Origin of the sequence: Holdemanella porci (genome assembly GCF_009696075.1) — a bacterium.
GTDB classification, from domain to species: domain Bacteria; phylum Bacillota_I; class Bacilli_A; order Erysipelotrichales; family Erysipelotrichaceae; genus Holdemanella; species Holdemanella porci.
The window spans coordinates 1-19848 of the sequence record NZ_VUMR01000036.1 but is presented as its reverse complement, the minus strand read 5'-3'; the positions used below and the strand labels follow the sequence as shown (position 1 = coordinate 19848).

Annotated in this window: 25 protein-coding genes; 2 read left to right on the top strand and 23 right to left on the bottom strand. The window is 32.2% G+C overall.

All coding sequences use genetic code 11. The features are described from left to right. Positions 1-517 precede the first annotated feature (517 nt). From FYJ55_RS07200 to FYJ55_RS07140, 15 genes are all read right to left on the bottom strand, one after another. Positions 518-1393: a S41 family peptidase gene (locus FYJ55_RS07200; protein ID WP_154556255.1), complete on the bottom strand. Its 876-nt coding sequence runs from the start codon at positions 1391-1393 to the stop codon at positions 518-520. 221 nt (positions 1394-1614) lie between these two features. Beyond that, positions 1615-2142: a hypothetical protein gene (locus FYJ55_RS07195; RefSeq protein WP_154556254.1), complete on the bottom strand. Its 528-nt coding sequence runs from the start codon at positions 2140-2142 to the stop codon at positions 1615-1617. Positions 2143-2303: 161 nt separating this feature from the next. Beyond that, positions 2304-2627 carry a hypothetical protein gene (locus FYJ55_RS07190; protein ID WP_154556253.1) on the bottom strand — a complete coding sequence of 108 codons (324 nt, stop codon included), beginning with the start codon at positions 2625-2627 and terminating at the stop codon, positions 2304-2306. A 51-nt stretch (positions 2628-2678) separates the two neighbouring features. Then, the gene (locus FYJ55_RS07185) at positions 2679-3371 is read right to left on the bottom strand and encodes a DUF975 family protein (RefSeq protein ID WP_154556252.1); all 693 of its coding nucleotides are present in this window, start codon (positions 3369-3371) and stop codon (positions 2679-2681) included. 81 nt (positions 3372-3452) lie between these two features. Further along, on the bottom strand, positions 3453-3794 hold the full coding sequence (locus FYJ55_RS07180) for a hypothetical protein (RefSeq protein WP_154556251.1): 342 nt from the start codon (positions 3792-3794) through the stop codon (positions 3453-3455). Beyond that, complete coding sequence (locus FYJ55_RS07175; protein WP_154556250.1) at positions 3772-4137, bottom strand: hypothetical protein; 366 nt, start codon at positions 4135-4137, stop codon at positions 3772-3774. The genes FYJ55_RS07180 and FYJ55_RS07175 overlap by 23 nt, the downstream gene beginning before the upstream one ends. A 42-nt stretch (positions 4138-4179) precedes the next feature. Next, positions 4180-4833 (bottom strand): hypothetical protein, encoded by a 654-nt coding sequence (locus tag FYJ55_RS07170; protein ID WP_154556249.1) that lies wholly within the window; start codon positions 4831-4833, stop codon positions 4180-4182. 57 nt (positions 4834-4890) lie between these two features. Beyond that, complete coding sequence (locus tag FYJ55_RS11320) at positions 4891-5022, bottom strand: hypothetical protein (protein WP_268234147.1); 132 nt, start codon at positions 5020-5022, stop codon at positions 4891-4893. Between the two features lie 212 nt (positions 5023-5234). After that, positions 5235-5516: a hypothetical protein gene (locus FYJ55_RS07165; protein WP_154556248.1), complete on the bottom strand. Its 282-nt coding sequence runs from the start codon at positions 5514-5516 to the stop codon at positions 5235-5237. Positions 5517-5521: 5 nt separating this feature from the next. Further along, entirely contained in the window at positions 5522-5800 is a 279-nt protein-coding gene (locus tag FYJ55_RS07160; protein WP_154556247.1) for a hypothetical protein, read from the bottom strand. A gap of 4 nt (positions 5801-5804) precedes the next feature. Continuing rightward, positions 5805-6101 carry a hypothetical protein gene (locus FYJ55_RS07155; protein WP_195836690.1) on the bottom strand — a complete coding sequence of 99 codons (297 nt, stop codon included), beginning with the start codon at positions 6099-6101 and terminating at the stop codon, positions 5805-5807. A gap of 110 nt (positions 6102-6211) precedes the next feature. Next, a complete protein-coding gene (locus FYJ55_RS07150; RefSeq protein WP_154556245.1) occupies positions 6212-6394 on the bottom strand; it encodes a hypothetical protein in 183 nt (60 codons plus the stop codon). A 4-nt stretch (positions 6395-6398) separates the two neighbouring features. Continuing rightward, complete coding sequence (locus tag FYJ55_RS11315; protein ID WP_268234146.1) at positions 6399-6530, bottom strand: hypothetical protein; 132 nt, start codon at positions 6528-6530, stop codon at positions 6399-6401. Positions 6531-6661: 131 nt separating this feature from the next. After that, the gene (locus tag FYJ55_RS07145) at positions 6662-7165 is read right to left on the bottom strand and encodes an antitoxin (protein ID WP_154556244.1); all 504 of its coding nucleotides are present in this window, start codon (positions 7163-7165) and stop codon (positions 6662-6664) included. Positions 7166-7180: 15 nt separating this feature from the next. Next, positions 7181-8035, bottom strand: a complete 855-nt coding sequence (locus FYJ55_RS07140) for a DUF3990 domain-containing protein (protein ID WP_195836689.1) — start codon at positions 8033-8035, stop codon at positions 7181-7183. A gap of 132 nt (positions 8036-8167) precedes the next feature. Between FYJ55_RS07140 and FYJ55_RS07135 the strand changes: the two genes are divergently transcribed. Next, entirely contained in the window at positions 8168-9889 is a 1722-nt protein-coding gene (locus tag FYJ55_RS07135; RefSeq protein WP_154556243.1) for a hypothetical protein, read from the top strand. A 17-nt stretch (positions 9890-9906) separates the two neighbouring features. Here FYJ55_RS07135 and FYJ55_RS07130 read toward each other — a convergent pair whose 3' ends face one another. Continuing rightward, positions 9907-10650, bottom strand: coding sequence for a VUT family protein (locus tag FYJ55_RS07130; protein ID WP_154556242.1), 744 nt, complete (start codon positions 10648-10650; stop codon positions 9907-9909). A gap of 133 nt (positions 10651-10783) precedes the next feature. Between FYJ55_RS07130 and FYJ55_RS07125 the strand changes: the two genes are divergently transcribed. After that, on the top strand, positions 10784-11878 hold the full coding sequence (locus tag FYJ55_RS07125; protein WP_154556241.1) for an alanyl-tRNA editing protein: 1095 nt from the start codon (positions 10784-10786) through the stop codon (positions 11876-11878). A gap of 4 nt (positions 11879-11882) precedes the next feature. On the opposite strand, the gene FYJ55_RS07120 is transcribed toward FYJ55_RS07125, so the two are convergent. The 7 genes from FYJ55_RS07120 to FYJ55_RS07090 all read right to left on the bottom strand — a co-directional run. Then, the gene (locus tag FYJ55_RS07120; RefSeq protein ID WP_154556240.1) at positions 11883-12710 is read right to left on the bottom strand and encodes a DUF4299 family protein; all 828 of its coding nucleotides are present in this window, start codon (positions 12708-12710) and stop codon (positions 11883-11885) included. Between the two features lie 53 nt (positions 12711-12763). Beyond that, positions 12764-13513 carry a magnesium transporter CorA family protein gene (locus FYJ55_RS07115; RefSeq protein ID WP_195836688.1) on the bottom strand — a complete coding sequence of 250 codons (750 nt, stop codon included), beginning with the start codon at positions 13511-13513 and terminating at the stop codon, positions 12764-12766. Positions 13514-13561: 48 nt separating this feature from the next. Beyond that, on the bottom strand, positions 13562-13957 hold the full coding sequence (locus FYJ55_RS07110) for an Hsp20/alpha crystallin family protein (protein ID WP_154556238.1): 396 nt from the start codon (positions 13955-13957) through the stop codon (positions 13562-13564). A 20-nt stretch (positions 13958-13977) separates the two neighbouring features. Beyond that, positions 13978-14373: an Hsp20/alpha crystallin family protein gene (locus FYJ55_RS07105; protein WP_154556237.1), complete on the bottom strand. Its 396-nt coding sequence runs from the start codon at positions 14371-14373 to the stop codon at positions 13978-13980. 163 nt (positions 14374-14536) lie between these two features. Next, the gene (carB, locus tag FYJ55_RS07100; RefSeq protein ID WP_154556236.1) at positions 14537-17746 is read right to left on the bottom strand and encodes a carbamoyl-phosphate synthase large subunit; all 3210 of its coding nucleotides are present in this window, start codon (positions 17744-17746) and stop codon (positions 14537-14539) included. Continuing rightward, entirely contained in the window at positions 17739-18818 is a 1080-nt protein-coding gene (gene carA / locus FYJ55_RS07095) for a glutamine-hydrolyzing carbamoyl-phosphate synthase small subunit (RefSeq protein ID WP_326831851.1), read from the bottom strand. Before carA ends, carB begins: the two co-directional genes overlap by 8 nt. 488 nt (positions 18819-19306) lie before the next feature. Beyond that, positions 19307-19848: IS200/IS605 family accessory protein TnpB-related protein (locus tag FYJ55_RS07090; RefSeq protein WP_154556234.1), on the bottom strand; the 542-nt coding region annotated here is incomplete at its 5' end.

Below are 19848 nucleotides of genomic sequence, written 5' to 3'. Positions count from 1 at the left end.
TATGCACAAGAATCTACAATATCCAGGACAGTCATGTTCAATATCTCATTCTATTTTTAATGTGATTGGTTCCTTATCAAATCAAATTCGAGATGTTTTACCTGTCCTATAAATATACTAGCATCATAGTCTTTTAATATCTTTGTATAGGTGGGAATTGACATAAGTTTACTGCTTATGTATATATTCAAATTGGTATCCCTCTCCGTCTTTAAACAACGGAGTCTTGGATACCTTTTTATTTTTTAATCATATGCATTCAATTTATAACTTTCTTTGAAAGGTAAATCCATCAGATAATCACAATCCATTTCATACTAAATTAACTGCAAAATTTTATCAAAAAATTTTCAAAAGCAGATAAAAAGTATAGGATTTTATTCATTTTCTTGAATTATTGCACCTTTATATAAAGTAGAAGTAACAACATAATCCACTCTAAACAAAATTGCTTTTCAATTCCGGCTAAGACCACCATTTGTCAAAGATTGCGCCTAGCATTTGCCAGGTGCTTTTTTTATATATTATTTGTAACTATATATTGCTCAACATCTTTAATACAAATATTATTTAATTGATATTTTGGCTTTGTTGTTTCAGGATATTTACCAACTGAATCTAACATAACTAACACATTCGTATACGGCAATTTTAATAACATAGGATCTAAACCCGTTCCAAATCCGGCGCTCTCTTTACCTATTACTGTCGCAAATCCAGTGGACTTGGAAAATCTGGCAAATGAATCGGCTGCAGAAAAAGTTTTATCACCCATAATCAAATAAACTTTTTTAAAATCAAACAATTTCTCTGATTGAATATCTATGCAATCTATATATGAAAACTTAGATTCACTTTCTTGAACATCTATGTCATACGATTCCACATATTTTTTCGATGCCTTTCCATGCCCTGTTATTTTAGATTTATATCTATAATCTACTCCACTTAAATAAGACACTAACTTTTTCCATACAATATCCGATCCACCTTCATTATCTGAAATATCGATTATTATTTTATCCCCATGAAAGTCTTGAAGCTCTTCGTTTATTTGAGCCAATGAATTTAACATACTTATATCAAAAGAATGAAACTCAATCACAAAGAATTCTTTGTCTTCATAGCAATCAACACCTCTATCATTTTCTTCATGCAAATAAGAAGTGTCTTTTCCTAGTTTGTAATACGAATCAAACACCTCTTTATCCATTAGTTTCTTATAATTCCAATTATTCTTACTGATTCTTTTGTCTTGAATTAAATTCTTATACACTTGATGTATTCTATGATATGAATCCACATCTACAATATTGAAATGGCCTTTTGTCTCATAATTGAAATAAAATTCAATTAAGTCATTTAAAAATTCACGATCATTTTTACACTTCATTGTCTTATTTAAATATATTTGTTTTGTATCTAAAGTCGGAATAGTATTTAACCTAAAAGAATTTGTTTCAACCACACGTATAAAATATAAATAATCTTAAACATATCCTATTGATTTCCTATTTATATAAAAAATCCCACTCAAAAATACAAATACAATCATAAAACATATAATAAATTTATTTCGCCATTTTCTCATATTCATTCTGCCTTTTATAAATCTCAATGCGCATGCTCAAGTAATTCATAATACATTTGTTTTGTCTTCTTTTTCGTATCCAAATTAAACACATAAGACTTGGATGCACCTTTTTCATTAAGAACAATATAACTTTTATTATTCGCATTGATATACACTTTACCCTTATATATGTATTTTAAAGTTTTTTCACCTTTTTTTATATTTACATTGGCATCTCCAGAATAATAATCATCATTACCCCATCGATAGCCATTAGCTACAATCTCAAACTTTACATTATCATAAAACTGAACATCTTCTATATTATTAAGCGAAATAACTTCATTCTTTTTAAACTCTATATAATTTTCACCCAATTTAGCGTCCACTTTAGGATTATCTTTGATACTTGTATATGTAGTATAAATACCAAATACAACAATAACCATGATACAAAAAATTATTTTTACTTTCTTATTCTCTTTTAGTTTAGGAATAAATTGAATTGGAAGTGCAACAAGACAAGCAATCAAAAGAAGAATGAGTTCACCATAAAACTGATTTTTCATAATCATTTAACCTTTCAATACATTTTATTTAAGCTAATAATAACATAAATGCCATTTTAGGGTATCAAAATTCTTTTTTTGTTTTTTAGTACCTTTAAATTCATTTTTTTATACATAAATTTATTGTTACTTAACCACACATATTGCGTGATTTAATTATTCTATTTCTTATAATTTAAATAAACCGCATATACGATAATCACAACTGCCTGAACAATATATGTAATAAAAGTAATATTGCACATAAAACTTATGATTAAATCCTCTATAGCTATTACAGCTAATATAATACCAATAGGGTGTTCATCCTTCTCTTTTAACCGTTTAATACCCCATCCAAACACTCCAAAATCAATGATATAAAAAATTAAATCTACGATATTATTCGAAAGTGCTATTGATACTGCTGATGTATTCATTGCAGGAATAATCATAGAGCAAAGAAATAAAACTAAATAATGAGTGTATCTATTTGTATCATTCATACGCATCACTTTCTATTTTCCTGGTAAACATACAACTATGGATATCCGTCTTTATATCTTTACGAAATCTCTTAGGTTTAAATACACTTCAGCTCTTGTTGCTTGTGGATAAGGTAGTACAAATAGAATTCCAATTCCACAACAAATCAAGCCTAGAATGATCCATCCGATAAATGATAGGTCTAAAACAAAAAGATCTGCCTTTTGTCCACTTGTCATTTGTTTGGACAAAGAGAAGGCTTCATCTGCCGAAAGATTTGGATTTTCTGCCAATAGATATGGAATCATAGAATATTCGTAAGCTTTAATAATTCCAGGTACTATAAATAAGAATAGCCACAGTAGTGTTTTTAAATCCATCAAAAACATGATTTTTACCACATTTAAATAGTTACCTTTAAAACCACTAAAGATTTCACCAAGTTCAGGATTTTCATCATGGTTCTTAATAAAATATCCATTGTTTCCAACTACAATAACATTACCAATAAAGATTGTATAGAGTATCCCAAGAATACTGGCGATTGAAATGAATGAATAAAATATATATTGGAAATTAGAGGAATAAAATATGGGTGAAGTATCGTAAGATATGTTGTTTGATGCAAAGTCTTGTACTCTTTCAATAATGGTTGTTTTTTCACCCGTCAAGGTTGATGCAATCAACGTAACCACAAACATTTTCCAATAGTTTCGTTTCATGATTTGTTTGGCTTGTTCTTTAACTTGTTGTCGGTTCCACATATTATTTCACCTTACTTTCTTTATACTTAATATCGATTCTTCAATTTTTTTGTTACACCCTATGCCTCGAATGCAACAATTTTAAGATTGCAATCTTTTTTCCAATTCTTTCAATATAGCATTGGCTTCTTTGACATCCTTTAAATACTTATCACTATTAAATAACACTTTTTCCTTGGAAACATATATTGGTAACACACTATTATCTTTTAGAACAACTTTTATACCAACATACATCATTGGTTCTACTGCACCCGCCATAAATGTAGCTCCACCTAAAATTGTATGTGTAAATGGTTTTGTTTTACCTTTGAAATTTGCATCTTCGTTTTGAATAGAACACTTTTGAATCTCTTCATATAAGCAGCTTGCACCACCCATTATTTCTAATCTATTTTCTTCATCCTGAAATTTCACACACATTTTTAATCACCTCCTCTATTTTCTTTGCGATCTTACGATCTTGAATGTACTGGTCTGTATTGACCATTGTCTTTTCTTTTGACACATAAATAGCTAATACAGTTTCGTCCTTTAAAACAATCTTCACTCCAACATACAAATATGGATTCTGAAATAAGCCAGATGGTAATGGTCCACCTGGAAGTACAGCTGTAAATGGAATTCCTTTTCCTTTATATTTTGCCTTTTCATTTAAAACAGATACTCTTATCACATCATCATAAGAGTATTTTCCCTGTGTTCCAGTAACGATCTCAAATTGTTTACAAGAATCATTAAATTTAACATAATCATTTAAATTCATAAGTTTTTCCTCTTCACCATTTTGTGATTCATAAACATATTATTATGCTTCTTCCATATACTTTGCCTTAAACGCAATACAACTTCTCTCTTTTCCAAACAATCCTTTGGATTCCACACGCCCAAGACCATATGCCCAGAATGTAACAGTTTGACCTTCTTTATAATCAAATTCTTTATTGAAATCAAGCACACAAACATATGACTTATCATCAAAAATACTGATCATGTATCCTCTAAAATCTTTATCATCTACGCGAGCTATGATTTTTCCTGTATATGTCAATTTCTTTCCATACCACTTAGAATGTGTAACCTCCAAATCCGATTGATCCGGTGATTGTGACTCTGCCTTAAAGGATGCTTCATCCACTTCACTGCACTCCACTGAAATCGTACTTTCTAATCCCCGATATTCAACTGTAACCTCTGAAGTCTTTCCAGCTTCTAATGTGACAGGCTCTTTGACAGTCCATCCTTGTGTAATGAATTCTTTTGTACCATCCTCATAATAGGCCCATATACCAATCTTCGACTTATTATCAATTGTTTCATTCGCTTCTGCAAGACCAGTATATAAGGCTGTCATATTCTCTAGCTTTTCCTGACTAGCCTCTACTTTTTCATTATTTGGTGTTATATTCGAACATCCACAAACCAAGAATACACTTAGCAATGCCACTGCATACTTCTTCATAGGTCCACCTCCTTTTCTATATTATTTTGTAGTCTTGGAAGCTTATTATCTATGATCTTACTTTGCATCTGGATATGTGTCTTCAAATCTATCGTCATATCGATTGTGCTTTTTATACTTGAAGAACATACCAACCAAGAAAACAACAGCTACTACACCTAATGCATAAACTAACCAATCTAATGTCATCTTTCTATGTCCTCCTTTTCTAATTTCATATTAGCATGTCTGAAATCGTTTTCATACAGTTTTTATTCATTTTCAACCAAACGTATCATTTGTTGTTTTCCTACGTGAAATACATGAATCAATGAATCGTTCAATACTAAATTTCTATTCAAAAAGGACTGTTACACATGCTGCAACAGCCCATCTTTTATATTGGATTCAATCCAATATGATTATATCCACAATTCCAAAAGAATATAGATTACTACTCCAACTACAATACCAATCCCAATCTTCTTCTTATCATTCTTTGCGTAGATTGAATTAAAGATTTCAAATAATAAGAATCCGAATAGAAATGCATTCTTCGTAAAATAGTAAATCAAGAAACACACCACAAATAAGTCTATATAAATCATTCCTTTAGAATATTCCACCATGGATTTATGTCCTTGATTTAATGATTTATTATCCTTATTCAATTTATCAATAATGTTTTTCTGTTTATCATTCATAATCATTACCTATACTTTCTTCGTAGCCAGATATAGAAAGCGAGTGCACAAATCACGATTATACCCGCAAGTCCATATTGCACTATTGCCTGTTTATCACCTAATACTCTTCCTAGAAATTGTGCAATTCCATAACTACACAATAAACATAAAGCTACACACTTCATCCAAAAGCTAGATTCCTTCTTTTCTTTTGGAGTTGTATCTAACAAGTCTTCATCTAAATATTTTTGAAGATCTTCATTCATATCCTCTTGTAATCTTTGAAGCCGATTCTTTTTCATATCATTATCTCCTAAACAATGCTGTTTCTAAATAAGATGCATGAAACGCAAATATCAAGAAGATGATCAACAATATAATCTCTCCATAATGGATATATTTTTCTTTGTATCTAAAGTCATACAATGGTTTATCCAAATATACACGACCATCTACTTGTACTAATAATTGAGAATGTACTAAAGCTTCTATTGTATTATGATCAAACTTAGAAATCTCAATTGCCCTTTCTTCATTGAATATTCCATTCTTAATGAAATTTCGAATAATTTTGCATTTATTTGTTAAAACGCTCATATGCATACAAAAAATCCAATATCTGCAACACACATCATTGCTTGTAAATAATCATGGATATAAAATCCATAGATAGCTCCATCTCAAGTAGAACAACCATAGAAATGAATCCCCATTTAGAAAAGCTCATCTGAAACATGAACTCCATCACAAGTACTATGATGCATATTACGCCTATCATCCAATTTATTCACCTTTCTAGTTTTAAGAATTTGTTTAACCTCTTCTTCCGTCATTTCAACAGGAATTAATGGAATAAAGACATTTTTATTATTCTTTTTTCTCTGCCTCTTTTTCATAATCTTACTTTGCGTCTGGATATGTGTCTTCAAATCTATCGGCATATCGATTGTACTTTTTATACTTGAAGAACATACCAACCAAGAAAACAACAGCTACTACACCTAATGCATAAACTAACCAATCTAATGTCATCTTGCTATGTCCTCCTTTTCTAATTTCATATTAGCATGTCTGTAATCGCTTTTATACAATTTTTTATTCCATTTTCATCCAACGTATCAAATGTTAAAAAAACGGATATACAACGTATCCGTTCACTTTAATTATTTATCTTTCTTACTCATTCTTATTCTTTTGAATATTTCATACTGACGCTGTAGCTCTGTTTCTTCATCAATAAACATTCCTTTTGCCTCTAGTATTCTCTCAATCGCCTGAGATGGATCCATTGTATGATATGGTAAAAACAACCCTCTCAATTCTTTTGGTTTTATAATTTTGTAAACTTGTGAAGAAGATAAATCGTAGATAAATGAAAAATATCTATAAATATATCCAATCCAATACATTTCATTATGCGTATATTTTACAGAACCATAATCAGTAGCACCATATTCTTCATCTACTAACGTTAAAATATCATTTGCCTGAATATTACTATCCAAAATCGATTGATTATCCAATCTTTTTGCAATCTTACTTTTCATAAATCGCCTAATAAATATTTCTGAACTTGACTCCATCTTATCAATAGAATTTTCAAAAGCTTTTGCCTGAAGCTCGCACAAAAGCAACCCATCACTATTTATTTTCTTTATGTCCCTCATGCATCGCACCTCCTTTTATACTAGGATTTCATCGATATACTTTCCTTTTCCTCTATATTGTTTTCTCGCTAATTTAACCTTATTATCTCCTAACCTTGACTCTTCTAGTCGAATATTTTTATAGTATTCTTTTTCATTAACCGAAATATAGCATCGCTCTAATGGTTTAATCTGAGACAATGCCCTTTGAGTTTTAAAAATATATTGCATTCCAAGATTTGTTGCAGCCAAACAATGCTTACACTGCTCATCTGTAATCTCACCATTGATAAAAGAATTAATAATTTGAAACATACGATTATCAACAATAGGAGCAATTATATAATCACAATCCTTTGTATTTTCTATAAGTTTTTTTATTTTAGGATGATTTTTATATTCATCAAGTGCACCTCTATAGTACGCAATAGTCATTATCCATTCTTGATCCACTTTATATCTCTTGCATTTCAAATTGCTGTCATCAAAACAAAAATAATATACAGAAGAATGTTCAAATCCTGAAACAAAAGAAATAGCTTGTTCATAACTTTCACCTGTATAGAACCCTTGTCCAAAATCATTATTATATCGACCTTTATGAATGTCTATATCCCCAACTATTTCACTTTTTGCTCCATGGAAAAGTAATTTTTCATTTTGAGTTAAATCATCTCGATAGAGCATTTCCTTTAATCTGTTCATTTTAATATTTTGTGCAAACGCAAAAGCATATACACCCTCCAAAAAATTTGCTGATGCATCTAAATCATCTAATTCATTTCTTGAAACAGTAACCTGCTCAACTCCAATCTTATCTGCAAATTCGCTTTGTGAAAGTCCTAAAATTTCTCGAATTGACTTCAAATCCTCTGAAAACTTATATTTCATCCTACTCACCATCCAACTTGTTTATATCACATTACTTAAACAAGTTTTATTCACTTTTTCAAACAATCTATGTTTTAGACATCGATAATGTCAATTAAAATGATATGGTTGGCTTGAATGAGGGACTTGAACATGAATAAGAACATAATGGGGTATTTTAAATCTATCCAAACATTTATCCGAAGTTTTTTCTATAAACAACAAAAACAAACAAAACAAAATAAGTGTACACTCCAACAAGAAAAGTATTTAAAAATTGGAGCTAATATTTGTAATATTGGATTTAAATCCAAACACGCTTATGAAGATTGGCAAGAAGATATTTTTAATCATATATCTGTCGGTGATTTAGTATATTGCACAATGCCAGTTACAGATAAAGCTTTAAAAGCCATTCCTGAAGGACACACAACAAGGCCTTTCTTGATTGTGAAAAAAGGGAGGGATGAACTTTTTGGATATGCATGTGCTACACATCCTAAACCATTAAGATCTTACGAGAAACATATTTTTACCAATGAAGTATATGATTCTCAAAACGCTCTATACAAAGATTCTGTTGTGCAATTTGATTGTGCTTATGTCATTCCTATTGCATATATCCAATATATTTATAAAGAATTGGATGAATATTGTGTACGCCAAATTGCCAGAGAATTAAAAGCCTACGCCAATATTCGTAGAAAAGCTATATTAAATTTTGATATGGAAATACCCATTCATAAAGGTGATATTTTTAAAATCAATAAGTCTTATTATTACTTTAATGAGAAAAAGGATCATAAATACGAAATGTATAAGTGTATAAATGGCGGTGAATTAATCGATTCTAAATATTTTAGATTCAAAAACATTCCACGCTCTTTGGACTTCTCGAACACATATACATTCGAAGATATAGATATTAACACATTAATTGAAGTATCTTGCACTTGTCGAAATGATTGGGTAAATAAACAATTGAATAAACCTAAGCCAAAAGAAAAGAAAAAACAATACGAGCGTAAATTAACTCCTGGAACCATTATTTTTGAAGAACCATGGATCATCTACTTATTTGATTGTGACAACATATCTTATGGTATTGACTACAACAAATTTAAAAATCACATATGCGAACTTATTGAATTTAAACTCAATATGGATAAAGCTACTCATATTGTATTTACCGAACAACAATGTGCTTCGATCTATAAAGCTTTGATTGAACAAAATGATATTCATTCAGATTATTTAAAGAAACGTTTAAATTCCATTGAAAATACACTGCTTCTACCTTACGAATTAGAATATCCAGTTGGAACCATTTTGGAAAGTCGTTTTGATGAAATTAAATATGTATATTTATATACCTACAACAAGAAAAAGTTTGGTTTAAAAATCAATTCTAAGAATCATAAAAACAAAGTTGTTCCAATCCATGCCAAAGAATTAGATGTTGTAGATCAGTTGCGGTTTGAATGCATGAAAGAAGAGTTAAAGATTGTTCAAAAAAACGCTCTGGATTTTGTACGAAACATTTTAAGGGACATCGATCAAAATTTAATCAATCATGATTTGGAACATTCTATTTCATTTAGTCAAAAATATCCAGTCGGCACTGTACTATCTTGCACATACAATGAATCTGAAGAATATATGTATTTATATACAATTAGCGATACGCATTATGCGATTTATTTAGAGGATGCTTGTGAAGGTGTTTATATTGTTGAGCCAATCATCATATACGACTACAAACAAAATGGTGAATTGGTCGATGAAGACACGAAAGAAATATTAACAGGCATCTTAGAAACAACGCAAAGACTAAATACCTATAATTGTACAAAAGCATTATTAGAACAATTATAAACAAAAGAAAAAGCAGTTTAACGACTGCTTTCTTTCATATATTCAAAATATTCTCTACCTACTTTATTCTTCTTCCAGTTTTGTAGGATCTTGAAACCAGGATATGAGAAGATGACCTCACATAGTGTTTCTACAATCATACCTGTAAAGGCACACACAACACATTGTACCAATGTCCATCCAAAGAATTGGTGTGACACAATCAATGCGAACGTTAGATTGTCGCAAAACTGACCAATACCAGTAGATACATAAGAGCGGAATGCATACGATTTAAAGTTACTGTTATTATTGGAAATCTTACCTAACATGGAATTCGTATAGTTATTCACAATGGCAGAAACAATAAACGCAATTGTGCTTCCAAATAGTACATACCAAGTACCACCAATTGTTCCGTCTAATGCCCCATTAATAATGGCTTCTGAACCTTCTACATAGGATTCACCCCATACGCCAGGAATCTTTGATGCCAAGAAGAAGACTAGGCACATACCTAAATTCACCAACACCGCTACAAGTGATGCTTGTGTTGCAGCTTTAGGACCAAAATGTTTTGTGATGACATCCATACATAAGAAGGAAAGCCAGCTTACCACAATTCCACAATCTAGTGCCATAAAGCTAAATGGCAAGTTAATACTTTTGTTTGCCAAAAGATTCATGGTGATGACCGAAACAATAAAAAGTGTCATCGTAAGTGAAGGTATACTTCTTAATAATACACTCACTTCTTTAACTTCCGTATTAATTCTATTCATTTTTTACCCTCCTGTTTTTTTAAAGATGGTTGGGAAGCAAAACATCTTTGTTCAAACCATATTAGTCTAATATGTTTTTAATTATTTGTCAAAGTTTGTATCACTTATGCTATGATTAATTCCGGTGATATATATGACTTTAAAACTATACGAACAAGAAGGCTACCAAACAACATTTCATGCCCATGTTGTTTCATGTGTTAAAAAGAATGAATTATATGACATAATCTTGGATCAAACCCTTTTCTTTCCTGAAGAAGGTGGACAAACATGTGACAAAGGAACGTTGAATGGTATTGAAGTAGTGGATGTACAAATCATAAATGATGAAATTCATCATTATACGCACTCTGCATTAAATGGTGATGTACAAGGTATTATTGACTGGACTCATCGCTACACCAATATGCAACATCATACAGGAGAACACATTCTTTCTGGATTGATACACAAAGAATTTCATGTGGATAATGTCGGATTTCATTTAGGATACAATGAAATTACAGCTGATTATGCGATGGATTTAAATAATGATCAAATTAAAAGAATTGAAGCTTTAGTGAATTCTGTCATCTTTGCAAATAAACCTGTTAAAACCTATTACTTAGAGGATTATTCCAACATGGAATATCGAGCTAAACTTGACTTAGCCAAACCACGCCTTGTCGAAATTGAAGATGTAGATTTATGCGCATGTTGCGCACCCCATGTAAAAAGTACGATTGAAGTGGGATTGTTTAAAATCATTAAATCGATGAAAATCAAAAAAGGCACACGCCTATTCTTCCTATGTGGAAAACTTGCCTATGAAGACTATGTCTTAAAACATGATCAAGCCATCCAAATCTCCAATCAATTGTCTTCAAGCATTGACGCTTTATCATCTAATGTACAACGTATATTAGTTGATAATTATGCTTTGAAACAAAGAATCAAGCAATTAAACAAAGAGATGATCAATCACTTAATCATTGAACATAAAGAAAATCAAATCATTTTATGTGATGAACTCGATCGAGATACACAATTGTATTACTACAATAAGCTTGTATCTTTTAGCAACAACTATGTTTTACTTGTTTCTAAACAAAAAGATAATTATCGTTTTATGACCAACTCTAAAGATATATTCTTACAACTCAAAGAAAGACATCAAGTTCGCGGTGGAGGAAAAAATGATTTCTTTCAAGGAACACTAGATACAGTTAATGAGCAGCTATTTGATTAGCTGCTCATATTTTTTGTATAGTAAGCGTGTTTAAAGCCTCTGAAATCTCTTCTTTCGATAAACATACCATTCTATGATTAGCATCATAATAATCAAACTTTTTAATGAAGCCCATTAAATCACGATACTTCACAAGGCTGTCATTCATAAATACATACCATTCTTCTATCCCTTCAATTTGATTCAATACCACATAAGGCTCTACGGGAAGAATCGTTAAAATATCAGCTCCTAGCGCATACATACCAATTCTTCTACCATGTGCATTATAGATTCTTGGCGTGGCATAATATGCATCCAAAGCTTGTTGATTATGTAGATATTGCCCAAACAAATCTAAATCTGTACCAAAATCATTCAATTCATTTTCCCCGATTGAAATTGGATGAAGAATGCCAAAGATTTCAAAATACTTATGATCCGATAGTTTACTCTTTAAATCCATAAGTGCATCAGCACTCGTTCTTTTATCATACACCATCTGCAAATCAATATCCTTTATGTTCATTAGCCAATCGTCTTTCACAAATTCATCAGTATCCATATATTCACAATATACTTTTACTAAATAATAAAACAATTGAATTTCATCCATACTTGTAGGAAGACTTAAATTCAAACAAATATCATGATTTTGAATATAGATTTCAATCCCTCTTTGAAGATATTTATGATCAAATAAGATTGTATGATCCCCTATCTGATTCGGAATTAATTGACAATTTTCATCCATAACCCCAAAAGATAAGTGAGACAGTTTAACTACATCATCGATTATAAACTTTTTTCTACGAAAGAAACCCTTCTGCATAATACGAATATTCACAGACATATAAACACCTGCTCTCTACCAAAATCATACACTGAAACAAGCATTTTTTATAGCTAAAACCATTTTTTCTTTTTAAAGTAAATCACTTCTAAAATAATGATCAATATACAGACTCCAATCACAATGAAATATCCATAGGAACTATCTAATTCTGGCATAGCCTTAAAATTCATACCATACCATCCAGTAATTAAAGTTAGCGGCATGAATATCGTTGTCACAATCGTTAAAAACTGCATGATTTGATTCTGACGCATCTCCACTTGTGTTTGATGCATTTCACGAAGCTGAATGGAATACTCTGCCAAACGATCCGTAACATTCGATAGACGTGTTAGTCTTTTCTCTAGTGTTTCAAAATGTGTATCATTATAAAATTCCTGCAAATTTTGTACGACTTCAATCATCTGATCATAATATGAGTCAAAAGCACTAATCGTTTTCCTCATTTCAAAGATTTGCGACTCATAATGAGATCCCGTATGCGACATTAACTGATCTTCTATTCTTTCAAGCTTCATTTCTAATTTTTGAAGAAACTCCATATCTTCTTGAATCAATATATTCATCAAATTTAGAATACATTCACTAGGTTTATTTCCTGAAATCTTTTGTTTAAAAATATGTTCAGGATCGCAAACCAAAAAATTCCTATCATTTAATTCGATACTAAACATCTTCTTATTCTTAGATTTTGATTTGGAAGGAACCCAAAAAGAACCCGATAGCTGCTGATTCTCTTTATGTACCCTACAATAATGAATATGATTTAAACGCTTTTCATTTATTACCTCTATCCTCATAATTTCCCCCTTAAAAAAAGAATACACCATATAGGTGCATTCTTGTAGTTATTCAATAGGGATAAATTTGTTTTCTTCAATCTGTTTAGGTGCTTCCTTAGGAACAACGATCTTCAATTCTCCATTGTCAAAGGAAGCTTTGACATCTTCCTGATGAATACCTTCACCAACATAGAAGCTTCTTGAATAAGATCCACTAACACGTTCTTTACGAACAACACGACCCTTTTCATCTTTGTCTTCTGTATTTGAACCATATGTAGCTGTTACTTTCAAATACCCATCTTTCAATTCCATCTGGATATCTTCCTTTTTAACTCCAGGAAGTTCCATGCTCATTTCATAGTTTCCATCTTTTTCCACAATATCTGTCTTCATGACATCACTTGTAGTGTTTCCTGTAAAGAAATCATCAAATAAATCAAACATTGGATAGTACTTCATAAATATCGCCTCCTGATACCTTATTCAATAGGGATAAATTTGTTTTCTTCAATCTGTTTAGGTGCTTCCTTAGGAACAACAATCTTCAATTCTCCATTGTCAAAGGAAGCTTTGACATCTTCCTGATGAATACCTTCACCAACATAGAAGCTTCTTGAATAAGATCCACTAACACGTTCTTTACGAACAACACGACCCTTTTCATCTTTGTCTTCTGTATTTGAATCATGTGTAGCAGTTACTTTCAAATATCCATCTTTCAATTCCATCTGGATATCTTCCTTTTTAACTCCAGGAAGTTCCATGCTCATTTCATAGTTTCCATCTTTTTCCACAATATCTGTCTTCATGACATCACTTGTAGTGTTTCCTGTAAAGAAATCATCAAATAAATTAAACATTGGATAGTACTTCATAAATATCACCTCCTGATTACTAGATTATGAAATCTATCTTCAAGTTACGGGATATCTTTTGACTTATCTCTAACTTCAATTATCATTATAGTCACTTTTTTAGCACTGTCAACACTTAAGTGCTAATTTTTTTTATAAAAATTAGAGTGTGATTTCTCACACTCTATTTACCCATTTCATTCATAGAAATCATTGAGAAACTCAAAGATTCCAATACTTTAATTAAGGCATGTGCCGTATCTAAACTTGTCATACAAGAAATATTATTTTCTGCAGATACACGACGAATCAAGAATCCATCTTTACTTGTAGAATTGTCTTTATTTGACATTGTGTTGATGACAAAGTTTACATGACCATGACGAATAATATCCAATACCGTTTCATTTCCATTATCCTCATTAACTTTGGCCGCTACATGTACAAATAAGCCATTATCTTCTAAGAATTTAGCTGTACCCTTCGTCGCATAAATACCATATCCAATATTACAGAAACGTTTTGCGATTTCTAAAGCATCCTGTTTATTATCGTCATCAATTGTTAGTAATACACTTCCATGTAAAGGAATATTGATTCCAGAAGCTACTAAAGCTTTGTACAATGCTTTTTCTAAGTTGACATCACTACCCAAAGCCTCACCTGTAGATTTCATTTCAGGTCCTAACACTGTATCTACACTACGTAATTTCGCAAATGAGAATACCGGCGCTTTGACAAAGACTCTTTCTTTATCTTCAGGATGATATCCAGGTGTTAAGCCTTGATCTTCAATACTTTCACCTAATACACACTTAGTCGCAATTTGAGACATAGGAACACCTGTAATCTTAGATAAGAATGGTACGGTACGAGAGGAACGTGGGTTTACCTCTAATACATAGACATTGTTTTCTTTATCTACAATGAACTGAATGTTGTATAAACCAACAAATTCAAAACCTTCACCAATTCTTGTTCCATAATCAATGATTGTTTCTTTCACCTTCTCATTGATGATCTGCGTAGGATATACACTAATTGAGTCACCAGAGTGAATACCCGCACGCTCGATATGTTCCATTACACCTGGAATATATACGTTCTTTCCATCCGCAATCGCATCGATTTCTAGTTCTTTACCAACAATATATTTATCAACTAAGATTGGTGCATCATGGCTGATTTCTTTTACAGCTGTTGCCATATATACTCTTAATTCATCATCATTATGTACAATTTCCATTGCACGACCACCCAATACATAACTTGGACGAACAAGTACTGGATAACCAATCTTATTGGCGATAACGAGTGATTCTTCTACTGTTACTGCAGTTTCACCTCGTGGTTGAGGAATATCCAATTTATGTAACATCGCTTCAAATTCATGACGGTCTTCCGCTAAATCAATAGAGTGTAGTGAAGTACCTAGAATCTTAACGCCATGTTCTACCAATGAATCGGCTAAGTTGATTGCGGTTTGTCCACCAAATTGAACAATAACACCCAATGGTTTTTCTAAATCAATTACGTGCATTACATCTTCTGTAGTTAGTGGTTCAAAATACAATTTATCACTAATTGAGAAATCGGTTGATACAGTTTCAGGGTTGTTGTTGATGACGATAGCTTCATAGCCTTCTTCACGCAAAGTCTGTACACAATGTACTGTCGCATAGTCAAACTCAACACCTTGTCCGATACGAATTGGTCCTGAACCTAATACAACGATTTTTTTACGGTCTGTACGTTTTGATTCATTCTTATGTTCATAACTTGAATAGAAGTATGGAGTTGCACTCTTAAACTCACCCGCACAAGTATCTACCATCTTATATACTGGCATGATTCCATTTTCTTTACGTAAGTTATATAAGTCGAATTCTTTCATGTTCCAGTTACGTGCAATGTAGCTATCCGCAAAACCATATTTCTTTAATTTACGCAAAACTTCAACATCTTTGGGATTTTCCATCATTAGCTTTTCTAAACTGATAATCCTTGATAAGTGACACAAGAAGAAATCATCCATTTTCGTCACATTATGAATGGTTTCCATATCATATCCATCACGAAGCCATTGTGTAACCGCAAAGATTCTTTCATCATCACACTTCTTGATTTTTTCAAGTAATTCTTCTTTCGTCAATCCTGCCAATTCTTTTTTGTATATATGATCTACTTTCATCTCTAAAGAACGAACTGCTTTTAAGAAAGATTCTTCAAAGTTACGTCCAATCGACATAATTTCACCAGTTGCCTTCATTTGTGTTCCTAAATGACGATCTGCATTAGGGAATTTATCAAATGGGAAACGTGCAAATTTCGTTACAATATAGTCTAATGCAGGTTCAAAACATGCATAACTTGTTTTAGTAATTGGGTTAAGAATTTCATCTAAACCTAAACCAACCGCTAATTTAGCACTAATCTTCGCAATTGGATATCCTGTTGCCTTACTAGCTAGAGCAGATGAACGAGATACACGAGGGTTAACTTCGATGACATAATATTTAAAACTATTTGGATTTAATGCCAACTGTACGTTACATCCTCCACAAATTTTTAATGCACGAATAATTTTCAAAGATGCATTACGAAGCATTTGGTTTTCTCGGTCTGTCAAAGTTTGAACTGGCGCAACAACCGTACTATCTCCAGTATGCACACCTACTGGATCAATATTTTCCATATTACATACGACGATCGCATTATCTTTGGCATCACGCATTACTTCATATTCAATTTCTTTATATCCGGCAATACTTTGTTCAATCAAACATTGATGTACAGGACTAGCCTTTAATCCAGAATCACAAATTTCACGAAGTTCAGCCTCATCATCGGCGAAACCTCCACCTGTTCCACCAAGTGTATAAGCTGGACGAACAACTAATGGATATCCTTCGCGTTTTGCGAATTCAACAGCTTCTTCTACTGTATGAACAATCGTACTTTCTGGTACTGGCTCATTGATTTCCTGCATTAAAGAACGGAACAATTCACGATCTTCCGCACGATTGATCGCATGTAAGTCTGTACCTAAAATTTCTACACCAAACTCATCTAAGATTCCATCTTCATGTAATTCTACAACTAGGTTTAATCCTGTTTGACCACCTAATGATCCTAAAATGGCATCGGGTCTTTCTTTATAAATAACTCGTTTTGCGAAATCAACAGTCAAAGGTTCAATATAAACACGGTCTGCGATTGCAGTATCTGTCATGATTGTGGCAGGGTTTGAGTTAATCAAAATAACTTCATATCCTTCTTCACGAAGGGATTGACATGCCTGACTTCCGGCATAATCAAATTCAGCAGCCTGACCAATGATGATTGGGCCAGAACCGATCACTAAGATTTTTTTGATATCTGTACGTTTAGGCATTTTTATTCTCCTCCATTAATTCAATAAATTGATCAAACAAGTAACGAGAATCTTCAGGTCCTGCACTTGCTTCTGGATGATATTGCACCGCAAAACATGGGTAATCTTTATGACAAACGCCCTCACAACTCTTATCATTTAATGCTTGGTGTGTCATTTCCAAACGCGTATCCTTCAAGCTATCAATATCTACCGCAAAACCATGGTTTTGAGAAGTAATTTCTACTTTACCTGTTGAAAGATTAACTACAGGATGGTTAGCTCCACGGTGTCCAAATTTCAATTTATATGTTTTTGCACCACAAGCCAAAGATATCAACTGATGACCTAGACAAATTCCAAATACAACCGTTTGAGGAATCAATTCTTTAATCGTTTCAATAGCGACTTTTACATCGGTAGGATCACCAGGACCATTCGACAACATAACGCCATCTGGACGATAAGATAGGATTGTGCTTGCTGGTGTATCATAAGGAACAATCACTAAATCGCATCCACGTTTTGATAGTTCACGAACAATACCTAATTTTGCCCCAAAATCCATCAATACAACTTTCTTACCACGATTTGGGATTGGGAATACTTTATTTGTCGAAACACGAGCCACTTGATCATGTAAGAAATCAGCGGCTTTTAAACCAGCAACTACCGCATCTACATTGGCATCCACATCAGCCATAACTGCCTTCATGGTACCTACGTTACGAATCTTCATTGTGATTTCACGTGTATCAATATCATAAATACCTGGAATATTTTCACGTTTTAAGAAATCATCTAATGTTTCTGAACATCTGAAATTGCTTGGAAATTCACAATAATCCTTAACGACAAATCCAAATACACATGGAACCATGCTTTCATTATCATCACGGTTGATCCCATAGTTACCAATCAATGGATATGTCATCATTACAATTTGTCCACAATATGAATTATCTGTCAAAATTTCTTGATAACCCGTCATTGACGTATTAAATACCAATTCACCAATTTGGAAGTTGTCACTACCAAACGCAGTTCCGCGATATACACTTCCATCCTCTAAAATCAAAAGTCTTTCCATAATTTGTCCTTTCTGTTATTTACTCAAAAAAAAGATTAGCAAACAATACATTGCCAATCTTTAAATGGAACTATTAAAAAGTATAGCACTACGAAGAATACTATTCATCCCAACCGCTGACGTTTTTTTCATAAATAAGACTGGGTTCTTGATCATAGATATCCTCCTTTGAAAAAAAATCACTATATTTTCCTGTTTAGTATACTACCACAAATCATAAAAATTTCAACAAGAAAAACAAGAAAAGACTTTTTCTGCGAAAAAGTCACACGCCTAAATGGCGTGCCCGGTTCGTTTCCAGTCGTCCGGTAACATTTCAATATCTACTCCATCTTTCTGAATCATTCGGTATCCCGATCCATTCAGTCTTTATCGATGGAGTTTTTATTGTATGCTTTTATTTATAAACACTTCAGAATTTCATCCATAATCTATGTATCTATCATCCAGTAAGATATCATAAACTTCTGGTTCTGATTATTTATCTTTATTTAATCCACAAATCCCATGCCTCTTCGATTGATCACATAGGCTGCACAATAATGTACACTCAGTCCTTTGATCTTTGTATACTTTTCTTTTCCGATCTTACTCGTATTCTTTGGATCTACTTTGATTACATCCACTTCATTCATCAAACATTTTCTTTCTACTTTTTCTAATATCTTCTTATACGCAAAACTCGATAATGTTTTATTTTGTTTTTTAGGGCGATAAAGCATCCTTGTTTTCAACTGCTTGAAATTCAAGTCTTCCACTACCAGACTCTTCTTCTTGGATTTACATTGTTCCATGATTTCAATAGCCAGCTGATACAGTTCCTCATTTCGTTTGTTCTTGGTATTCTCTTTATGGATTGGATACTTCTTAATTAGTACAATATTTCCATCCATGTTGGTTTCGCAAAGTGCTATATGGTCCACATTGATATCGATTCCTACAGCTCCATACAATGTATTAGTCTTTGGAAGATTCATATGTTTTTCAAATATAGCTTTCACAATAAAGTATTCACCATAATCCATCAACTCAT

Bases quoted from the DNA above. Each gene is read 5' to 3' on its own strand.
- FYJ55_RS07200 (WP_154556255.1), bottom strand. From the start codon at position 1,393: ATGAAGTGTAAAAATGATCGTGAATTTTTAAATGACTTAATTGAATTT.
- FYJ55_RS07195 (WP_154556254.1), bottom strand. From the start codon at position 2,142: ATGAAAAATCAGTTTTATGGTGAACTCATTCTTCTTTTGATTGCTTGT.
- FYJ55_RS07190 (WP_154556253.1), bottom strand. From the start codon at position 2,627: ATGAATGATACAAATAGATACACTCATTATTTAGTTTTATTTCTTTGC.
- FYJ55_RS07185 (WP_154556252.1), bottom strand. From the start codon at position 3,371: ATGTGGAACCGACAACAAGTTAAAGAACAAGCCAAACAAATCATGAAA.
- FYJ55_RS07180 (WP_154556251.1), bottom strand. From the start codon at position 3,794: ATGTGTGTGAAATTTCAGGATGAAGAAAATAGATTAGAAATAATGGGT.
- FYJ55_RS07175 (WP_154556250.1), bottom strand. From the start codon at position 4,137: ATGAATTTAAATGATTATGTTAAATTTAATGATTCTTGTAAACAATTT.
- FYJ55_RS07170 (WP_154556249.1), bottom strand. From the start codon at position 4,833: ATGAAGAAGTATGCAGTGGCATTGCTAAGTGTATTCTTGGTTTGTGGA.
- FYJ55_RS11320 (WP_268234147.1), bottom strand. From the start codon at position 5,022: ATGACATTAGATTGGTTAGTTTATGCATTAGGTGTAGTAGCTGTTGTT.
- FYJ55_RS07165 (WP_154556248.1), bottom strand. From the start codon at position 5,516: ATGAATGATAAACAGAAAAACATTATTGATAAATTGAATAAGGATAAT.
- FYJ55_RS07160 (WP_154556247.1), bottom strand. From the start codon at position 5,800: ATGAAAAAGAATCGGCTTCAAAGATTACAAGAGGATATGAATGAAGAT.
- FYJ55_RS07155 (WP_195836690.1), bottom strand. From the start codon at position 6,101: ATGCATATGAGCGTTTTAACAAATAAATGCAAAATTATTCGAAATTTC.
- FYJ55_RS07150 (WP_154556245.1), bottom strand. From the start codon at position 6,394: ATGAAAAAGAGGCAGAGAAAAAAGAATAATAAAAATGTCTTTATTCCA.
- FYJ55_RS11315 (WP_268234146.1), bottom strand. From the start codon at position 6,530: ATGACATTAGATTGGTTAGTTTATGCATTAGGTGTAGTAGCTGTTGTT.
- FYJ55_RS07145 (WP_154556244.1), bottom strand. From the start codon at position 7,165: ATGAGGGACATAAAGAAAATAAATAGTGATGGGTTGCTTTTGTGCGAG.
- FYJ55_RS07140 (WP_195836689.1), bottom strand. From the start codon at position 8,035: ATGAAATATAAGTTTTCAGAGGATTTGAAGTCAATTCGAGAAATTTTA.
- FYJ55_RS07135 (WP_154556243.1), top strand. From the start codon at position 8,168: ATGAATAAGAACATAATGGGGTATTTTAAATCTATCCAAACATTTATC.
- FYJ55_RS07130 (WP_154556242.1), bottom strand. From the start codon at position 10,650: ATGAATAGAATTAATACGGAAGTTAAAGAAGTGAGTGTATTATTAAGA.
- FYJ55_RS07125 (WP_154556241.1), top strand. From the start codon at position 10,784: ATGACTTTAAAACTATACGAACAAGAAGGCTACCAAACAACATTTCAT.
- FYJ55_RS07120 (WP_154556240.1), bottom strand. From the start codon at position 12,710: ATGTCTGTGAATATTCGTATTATGCAGAAGGGTTTCTTTCGTAGAAAA.
- FYJ55_RS07115 (WP_195836688.1), bottom strand. From the start codon at position 13,513: ATGAGGATAGAGGTAATAAATGAAAAGCGTTTAAATCATATTCATTAT.
- FYJ55_RS07110 (WP_154556238.1), bottom strand. From the start codon at position 13,957: ATGAAGTACTATCCAATGTTTGATTTATTTGATGATTTCTTTACAGGA.
- FYJ55_RS07105 (WP_154556237.1), bottom strand. From the start codon at position 14,373: ATGAAGTACTATCCAATGTTTAATTTATTTGATGATTTCTTTACAGGA.
- carB (WP_154556236.1), bottom strand. From the start codon at position 17,746: ATGCCTAAACGTACAGATATCAAAAAAATCTTAGTGATCGGTTCTGGC.